This window comes from Longimicrobium sp., assembly GCF_036554565.1.
Lineage (GTDB): Bacteria > Gemmatimonadota > Gemmatimonadetes > Longimicrobiales > Longimicrobiaceae > Longimicrobium.
On record NZ_DATBNB010000738.1, the window covers coordinates 1 to 8,192 of the forward strand.

The window sequence follows — 8,192 nt, forward strand, 5'->3', positions numbered from 1 at the left end:
GCCACAAGGTCAAGGAGCAGCGCGTGGCGGCGGTGGACGAGATCGTGGCCGAGATCGCGGCGAAGGTGAACAGCCGCGAGCTCGACGTGCACCTGGCCAAGGTGCAGCCCAGGTTCCAGGAGCCCGCCGGCGACACGAGCACCACCGACAATCCGTACTGATCGGGCTTGCTGGATAACGAACGGGGCGTGCGAAGATGATTCTTCGCCCGCCCCGTTTTCCGTCCCCCGTACTGCCTCTCAACCGTCCAGGAGCACGGGCCCGAACCGCCGATGGAACGCGGGCGCCAGGCGCCTGCAGAACTCTTCGGTGGTGCCGCCGCGGGCTTCGAACCGCCGCATCAGCGCGCGCTGCAGCGCCAGGTACGCTTCGAACCGCGTGGGCGAGGTTTCCAGGAACCGACGAACGATTTCCATAAGCCCTTCCTTCGGCGCCGGCATGGCGCACGCGACCCCAAAGCATTCGGCGTGCCGCCCGGCGTGATCGCCGAAACCCTTGTGGATTCAACACTTCCCGCTGGGCGCCGCCCCGCTTTCTCCCTTCGCGCGCAGCCGGTGTGGCCGCCGGGGGACACCCGCTGAGGCAATACGCGGACAGGCCGGCGGGAGTTGCAAGATGCCCGAAGTCCTGCGATCACGCACGTGACGCGATCCACGCGGGCATCTGGTCCGATAATCCGCGTTTGCACGACGAATGTCTAGCGGGATCGAATACTCCACTTCCGTGGATTAGCTTGCGTGAAAACCGTAAACGAGTTGCCACACGCCAGAGAACCGATTAATGTCCGATCGGAGTCGCAGCCCGCGTCGCGCGTCCATCATGCGCCTCTTCGCCGAAGGGGAACCAAAGGACTTGCTTGTGGTATACGGGAGAGCTTATACTCGCTGTCGTGGGGGGGCATGAGTGAAACTTGTGAGGTCCGCTTCAGCCCGGCAGCTGAACGTGAGTTCCGGCGCCTCGCGAAGCAGGACCCCGAGCGCGCGGTGGCGTTGGCGGGGTTGATTGAGCAGGTAGAGGAAAACGGATGGAAGCTCTCTACCAACTCGGAAGTGATCAAGGTACTTCGCAACAAGACGTGCATCGGAGAGATTCGCGATGTCGGGAGTGGCGGCTATCGTCTTTTTTTCTTCTGGGACGACACGGCAACGGCACGCGACTTGTGGGTCTGCAGGATCATCCCCAAGCGGGATGTAGAGGGGAGACGACGGCTCAACGATGTCTGTGACGCCGTAGAAGAACATAGAACGCGTTTCCTCAACGAGAGAAAGAAGAAGAGCTAAAATGTCCCAGCATCAGGGTACTCGGGCGAAGGATCTGTTTGCAGCACTGCGCAATGAGATCCCGGAGTTCGCGCAGGCCGAGCGGGATCTTGGAAGCCGCCTTGTCGTGGCGAAGAATGTAATCCGTCTGCGTATCCAGCGAGGGTATACGCAGCAGCGCTTGGCCGAGGAACTTGGCGTGACGCAGCCCCGAATCGCAGAGATCGAGGGCGCTCGCGCCAACATGAAGGTTGATACGCTCGACAGACTCGCGAGGGTGTTTGGGGTTGAAACGTCGAGCCTTTTCAAGGTAGAGAAGAAGAGCACCAGGCGGACTGCAGCGTACGTGAGCCAGCCCATCAAGCCGGCCCAGGTCCGTGAGCGTCACGAGGATTGGGGAGTAGCTCCGCGCTCATATGCTGCCGCAACTGCTGGCGTTGAGGGTACCTGATGGCGCTGGCAAAGGTCCGCCGGGAGAAAAAGCCGGATTCGGCCGTTCCGCCTGTGGCGGCGAAACTCGTTGACCTCTACCTCTACCGCGTCCGGTACACCGAGAGGCGAACCCAATCGGATGAGGACGAGGAGATGGCGGCGAACACGACGTTCTTCCTCTCGGCTCGGCTGTTTGCGGATCGGACCGTAGGGGTTGAAGTCGGGACTAAGGTAAAAACCCGGGCCGGATTGCTCGTTGAGGTGATCTACCGGACTCGGTTTGAGCGAGGGCCCGGCGTTCAGGAAGACATGCCCCAAGAGGCGTTCGGACGCCAAGTCGCCGCCCGAGTAGCGCCGGTGGTTGCGTTCCCCTTCATTCGCGAGACCATCGCGTCGCTGACAGGGAAGTCCGGAGACACTTTCATGATGCCCGTTGTGAATGTGGGCGCGATTTTTGATCCCGATTCTCTAACATTTGTCGTCACCCGGCCAAAGGGCGCCCGCGACGAGCCACCGCCCGCTTTCACGGCCTAAAACACCAGGAACGTGGCAGGGCGGTCTGATCATCGCGTATAACGAGCGAGAACCACTCGGTTCTCGCTCGCTGTTTATTATTCAATGATTGTACGGCTATGTAGCGACTCACCGCACGACTGGCAAGACGGCGCCACTGCGGCGCACTCCTTCGTCCAGAAAGTTCGGATAGGATCGAACAACGTGCTCGGATGCATGGCAGCATGGAATCCGGGCAGACGGGAGGCAGGCCATCGGAAGTTTGGAGCGTCACCTTTTGGGCGTGATGTGCGTCCAACTCCTGTCGGCGTCAGCAACTCTGATGCGGTTGACGGCAACGTTGACCGAGCGTCCTGCGCGTACTACGTTGCGCAATCCTCCTCACCGCGCCGCACTCCCGTTCACGCCGCCGCAATGCATCGTGGACCGTCCCAGACCGCGCGCGGCGCGCATCCCCGTCCTCCGTCCGGGCATCCCCCATGTCCAGCTCCGCCGTCCTGTCTCCCGGCCTGGTCGTCGCCGGCCGCTACCGCATCGAAGAAACGCTTGCCGGTGAGGGGAGCGCGGCCCTTCTGCGCGCCACTGACACGCGTGCCGAGCGCGGGGTGGTGCTGCGCATGCTGCCGCTGGGCGGCGGGGATGATGGCGAGCGATGCACGCGGCAGGGCAAGCTGGCGGCGCGGCTGACGCACCCCAACCTGGCGCGCGTGCTGGATTTTGGGCCGGACGAGGCGGCCGGCGTGCGGTACGTGGCGGCGGAGCTCGGGGCGGGGGGATCGCTGGCTGCCCTGCTGGCCCAGCGGGGCGCGCCGCCGCTCCCCTTGGCGCTGCGGATGCTGCAGGAGGCCGCCGCCGGGCTGGCGGCGGCGCATGCGGCAGGGGCGGTGCACGGCGACCTGCATCCGGGAATGCTGTGGCTTTCGCGCGGGGGCGGAAAGCTGCGCGTCGAAGTGCTTGGGCTGGGGATGGACGCCGCCGGTGCGCCGCCCGCGCGCGCGACCGCCCGCTACTGCTCGCCCGAGCGGCTGCGGCGCGCCCGCGACCTGGCTCCCGCGGCCGACGTCTTCAGCCTGGGCGCCATCGCCTACGAGGTGCTGGCCGGGCTCCCCGCCGACTGGATGACCCTGCTCGTCGCCATTGCCAAGGGCCAGCCCGCCGTGGTGCCGTCGCCGCTCGCGCTGAAGCCCGAGCTGCCGCCGGAGCTGGCGGATGCCGTGTTGCGCGCCCTGTCGGCCACGCCGGCAGAGCGCTGGTGCGATGCGGGCGAGTTCGCGGCTGCGCTCGCCGTGCCCGTCGCCGTCCCGTCCGCGCCGACCATCATCCCGCTGCCCATCAGCGTAGTCCGGGAGCCCGCGCCGGAGCCCCGCGCCGCGGAGCTCCCGCGATCCATCCCGCTCGGCGTACCGATCGTAGCGGCTCCTGCGGACGTGCTCCCCGCGCCCGCGGAGATCGCCAAGACGGCAGAGACTCTGCCTGTCCTGGAGCTTGTGCCGGAGCCGTATCCGCTGGAGATCGTCCACGCCGATGTGTCGCCGCCGGTGGGTCTCGCTCCGGCTGCGGAAGCTCCTGCGGTCGCCGATGCTGCGCCTGCCGAGCCCGCATCCGCCACGCGGATCTTTCCCGAAAGCACGTCGGACGAAGGTGTGCTCGCCGCCACCGACTTGGCCGAGTGCCTCTACATCCCGCCGGCCATCGTGCCCGCTGCGGAGGCGCCTGCTCCCGCGCTGATCGCGGACGTGGACTCGATCGCTGCGCGCGATGTGCCGCAGCAGGTCGCCGCATCCACGGGCTTGGACGATGTTGTGGCGGCAGAAATAGAGCTGCCCCTGATCGAGGCCCAGGACGAGCCCCCCAAGCTGCCGCCGGCCGCTGCCCCCATCGCGGAGCCGGCGATCCTGTCCGCCAGGCTGGATGTCGTCCAGGAAGATCAGGCGGCGGCGCAGCGAGTTCCTTTCGGCCAGCGGACCCTGCTTCCGGCGTCGGAGCCCGTCGTGCCGGAGCGGGCGGACCGGATTCCACCGCAGGTGCCAGACGGCCCGGCGCCCGGCGTGCCGGTGACCCCGATCGTGCGGTACGGCCGGCGCAAGCCGAGCGCGCAGCCGGCTGGCGGGCGCGGCGGATTGATCGCTGCCGGGGTGGCGCTCGCGGTGCTGATCGCGGGTGGCGGGCTGGTGGCGAAAACGGCCATCGGTGGCTCGTCGACGGATGCCGCCGCGGCGCGTCTCGCCTCGCCCGCACGGGCGACCGCTTCGCCCGAGGCGTCCGCGCCCGCTCCGTCGGCCGAGGCTGCTGCGCCGGCCGCTGAGCAGCCCACGACCACGCCGAACCCTGCCGCGTCGGCGGCGGACGAGGAGCGACGCCGCGCGGAGGAGAAGCGCAAGCAGGATCAGCTTCGTCGCGACCAGCAGCGCCGGGCTGATTCCATGCGCGCCGCGCAGCTCGCGTCGGCGCGGCAGCCGGCGGCGCAGGCGCCGGCGCCGATCCAGCCGCCCACCCCGGCCGAGAACCGCCCGGCGCCGCAGGTGGCGGTGGCGGCTCCGCCCGCGGCAGCTGCCCCGGCGCCGGCCGCGCCCACCCGCCCTCGCGTGGATCCGTCACGCGTGTACCGCGCGGGCGAGTTGGACGTGGCGCCGGCGCTCGCCAACCGCGCGGACTTCGGCCGCGTGGTTGCCCGCAACTACCCGTCGTCCGCGAACGGGGCGGGAAGCGCGGTGGTGGAGTTCGTCGTGCTTCCGAACGGAACGGTGGACCGATCGTCGATCCGCGTGCTCGAGGTTTCGGACCCTGTCTTCCGTCGCGCCGCCACCGCGGCCGCGAGTGCCGCCCGCTTCACACCGGCGCGTGTGGATGGGCAGGCCGTCCGCGCTTCGGTGTCCATCCCGCTCACCTGGAACGCGAACTAGGCGCACGCGAGGGAACGTTGGAGCTACCCGCATTCCCGTTGCGTCAGGGCGAGCATCTGCTGTGGACCGGCCAGCCCCGCCAAGGAAGGGCGGTTCGCGGCGCAGTGGACGTGGTCGCGGTGGTGTTCGGCCTGGTCTTCGGGGTGGTGGTATGGCGCTCGGTGAGCCTGTTCGGCGGCCTCTCCACCATCGACTACCTGCTTTTCTGCTCGCCGGTCGCCTTCTTCGTCGGCCACGCGCTCCTCGTACGCTGGGTCCTGGACCCACGCCGTCGCGCACGGACGCATTACGCCGTGACGGATCAGCGAATCCTCACCATCACGCCGAGGCGGACCGCGTCGGTGGAACTCGGGGACCTGGTGAGCGTTACCGCGTGGGTGAACGGGGTAGGGCTGATCACCGGCGGCGCGGCCCCACCCGGCATCATCGAACCGATGATCGCGAAGCGCCTGTCGGCGGGGCTGCCGCACGGCTCGGGGAACATCTACTTCGGGGTGCGGCGGACGGACGGCGGATGGTTCGCTCCCAAGTCGCCGCCGATGTTCGAGATGATCGAAGCGGCACCGGAGGTGATGGAAATCATCACCCGAGCACGTCGAGGCGAAGACGCGAAGCTGTCGACGTGACCCGAGAGCCCTGATACATCGAGAACGCCCCGGCCAGGTCACTGGCCGGGGCGTTCTCGCATCAATCGACGTACGTCTCGAAGAACCCGGGCAATCGTCCCAGCGTTTCGCCGCGCACCTCCACCGTCGCCGCCCCGCGCATCTGCACGAACCAGCGGCGGGACGGACGCGCCATGTCCGTGACGTGCACCGCGCTAACGTCCACCGACACGCGCATCCCCTGCCGCGCGTCTCCAAACATGAACCGGCGGGGGACGCGGATCGTGCGTCCCCCGGCGCGAACCGTCTGCCACTCACTCACCTGCATCTCGCCCGGGCGATAGACACCGCGCACGCCGCGGCCGTCCACCAGGTAGGCGAACAGCCCCCCGGGCGACGAAGAGCCGCCGCGGACCACGCCGTACAGCAGCGACAGGTTTGCATCGGACGCGGAGCCCCACTCCCACGAGACGTCGCGCCACACGCCCCAGTTGTGGTCGTGGTACGCCTGCGCCCCGCGGACGGCGCGGCAGGCGGGAAGGCAGACGGTCCCCTCGGCGGTGGCGTACAGCGCGGGAGTCACGTAGCCGGACACCAGCTCCGCCCCGCCGATGTCCGTGGGCGGAAAGTAGCGCCGCGGGGCGGGGGAGACCCGCAGGTCCACGCGGACACCTTCCGCATCCGCCACCACGTGGTATCCATCGTCCCCCAGCCGCACGAACGCGCGGTCGCCGAAGCGCAGGTCGGGCCCGGTGGTGTCGAAGCGAACCTGCTCGCCGGGCAGGTCGCGCGTCAGCGAGCGATGGGTGCCGTCGGGCTCGCGCACCGTCAGCAGGATGCGCCCACCCCAGCGGCCGGGCACGCTCACTTCGCCCGCCACCATCAGCGTTACGTACATCCACCGTGCATCGTCCAGCACCACGTTGAAGTAGTGCCATTCCGCCCAGGTGCTGTCGCGAACGGGAGGGATGTGGAAGCGGTCGATCTCCCGCAGCAGTTTGGTCTGAGTCGGGTTCAGCCAGCGGCGGTCGGCGTCCGAGTCTTCCCAGCGGCCGGAGAGCAGCGTGGGCGCGGCCCCGGCGGCCTTCACGCGCGAGGGGATCTCCCCGCCGGCAATGGCGGGCAGCCGCCGGTCGCCCACGAACAGCTCCACCTGCTTTCCGTCCAGGACGGGGCTGGCCGCCGCGACGCCGAACTGCTCGCGCCCGCGGGGCGATTCGAAGACGTTGCGGTGAAGGAAGCGCGCGTGGTCGATGCCCAGGAAGAGGGATGACACGCCGCCCGCCTTGAGCATCTCGGCGCTGATCCCCGCGGGAACGACGACGACGTCGCCGCCGCCCACCAGCTCGCGGTCGCGCGCCTGCTCCAGCATGGCCTCGCCCACCGCGAGCAGGACGACCATCACCGACACGCCCAGCGCGTAGCCGCCCAGCAGAAAGAGCGCGCGCCCGGGGCGGTTGCGAAGCTCCGCGAGCGCCAGCCGCAGGATCACGAGGGCTCCCCTCCCGACACCACCAGCCCGTCCGCCATCTCCACGCGGCGGCGCGCGCGGCCGGCCACGTGGGGGTCGTGCGTGACGATGACGAGCGTGGTGCCGTCGGCGTTCAGCCGCTCGAACAGGGCGATGATCTCGTCACCCGTACGGCGGTCCAGCTCGCCCGTGGGCTCGTCGGCGAAGATCACCTCGGGGCGGTTGGCGAGTGCACGCGCGATGGCGACTCGCTGCTGCTCACCGCCGGAGAGGTGAGGCGGCCGGTGGCGGATCCGGTGCCCCAGCCCCACGAACTCCAGCAGCTCGCGCGCGCGGTCCCGCCGCTCGCGCCGACCGATGCCCGCCTCGGCCATCGGCAGCTCCACGTTCTCGGCCGCGGTGAGGACGGAAAGCAGGTGGAAGCGCTGGAAGATGAAGCCCACCTTGCGCAGCCGCAGCGCCGACCGGCGCCCCTCGTCGAGCGCATAGACGCTCTCGCCCAGCAGCTCCACGGTGCCGCGGGTGGGCGCCTCGATGCCGGCCAGCACGTTCAGAAGCGTGCTCTTGCCGCACCCCGACGGCCCGACGACGGCCACGTGCTCGCCTCGGGAAACGGAAAGGTCGACCCCGCGCAGCGCGTGCACGGCGTCGCCCTGATAGGGGAATTCCTTGATGATGCCGCGGGCGGCGATCACGGGCGTCGGGTCGGCTGGGGACGATGGAGAATTCACTAATTCCTGTTCACGATACGGTTATGTTGCGAATGCTGCCGCTGCACGGGCGAATGAATTCGCTGCAACAAACACACGATGTCCGCCTCCGCGGACTGCACGCTTTCGTGTGGCCTCGGTGGTCGTGCGCGCCCTCGCTTCGATGGGCGGTCTGGCCGGGATCGCGCCGTTCCACTGGGGCCGGCGCGTTCCTCGGCTGCCCTCTCCCCCCGCCCCCTCTCCCGCAAGCGGGAGAGGGGGAGAACTTTACCACCACCCGGCGCGCCACATACTCGAAC

At 68.9% G+C, this 8,192-nt stretch carries 8 protein-coding genes; 5 read left to right on the forward strand and 3 right to left on the reverse strand.

Annotated elements, in window-relative coordinates; translation table 11 throughout:
• Positions 1 to 239: 239 nt before the first annotated feature.
• The gene (locus tag VIB55_RS20685) at positions 240 to 416 is read right to left on the reverse strand and encodes a hypothetical protein (protein ID WP_331023338.1); all 177 of its coding nucleotides are present in this window, start codon (positions 414 to 416) and stop codon (positions 240 to 242) included.
• A 483-nt stretch (positions 417 to 899) separates the two neighbouring features.
• Here VIB55_RS20685 and VIB55_RS20690 point away from each other — a divergent pair, with 483 nt between their 5' ends.
• The 5 genes from VIB55_RS20690 to VIB55_RS20710 all read left to right on the forward strand — a co-directional run bounded on the left by VIB55_RS20690 (position 900) and on the right by VIB55_RS20710 (position 5,733).
• Positions 900 to 1,280, forward strand: coding sequence for a hypothetical protein (locus VIB55_RS20690; RefSeq protein WP_331878569.1), 381 nt, complete (start codon positions 900 to 902; stop codon positions 1,278 to 1,280).
• Between the two features lies 1 nt (position 1,281).
• On the forward strand, positions 1,282 to 1,710 hold the full coding sequence (locus VIB55_RS25680) for a helix-turn-helix transcriptional regulator (RefSeq protein WP_414682088.1): 429 nt from the start codon (positions 1,282 to 1,284) through the stop codon (positions 1,708 to 1,710).
• The gene (locus VIB55_RS20700; protein WP_331878571.1) at positions 1,710 to 2,225 is read left to right on the forward strand and encodes a hypothetical protein; all 516 of its coding nucleotides are present in this window, start codon (positions 1,710 to 1,712) and stop codon (positions 2,223 to 2,225) included. The genes VIB55_RS25680 and VIB55_RS20700 overlap by 1 nt, the downstream gene beginning before the upstream one ends.
• Before the next feature lie 458 nt (positions 2,226 to 2,683).
• Positions 2,684 to 5,107 carry a TonB family protein gene (locus VIB55_RS20705; RefSeq protein ID WP_331878572.1) on the forward strand — a complete coding sequence of 808 codons (2,424 nt, stop codon included), beginning with the start codon at positions 2,684 to 2,686 and terminating at the stop codon, positions 5,105 to 5,107.
• 104 nt (positions 5,108 to 5,211) lie between these two features.
• A complete protein-coding gene (locus tag VIB55_RS20710) occupies positions 5,212 to 5,733 on the forward strand; it encodes a hypothetical protein (RefSeq protein WP_331878573.1) in 522 nt (173 codons plus the stop codon).
• Positions 5,734 to 5,794: 61 nt separating this feature from the next.
• Here VIB55_RS20710 and VIB55_RS20715 read toward each other — a convergent pair whose 3' ends face one another.
• Positions 5,795 to 7,204 (reverse strand): hypothetical protein, encoded by a 1,410-nt coding sequence (locus tag VIB55_RS20715; protein WP_331878574.1) that lies wholly within the window; start codon positions 7,202 to 7,204, stop codon positions 5,795 to 5,797.
• Positions 7,201 to 7,878, reverse strand: coding sequence for an ABC transporter ATP-binding protein (locus VIB55_RS20720; protein WP_331878575.1), 678 nt, complete (start codon positions 7,876 to 7,878; stop codon positions 7,201 to 7,203). Before VIB55_RS20720 ends, VIB55_RS20715 begins: the two co-directional genes overlap by 4 nt.
• Between the last annotated feature and the right edge of the window lie 314 nt (positions 7,879 to 8,192).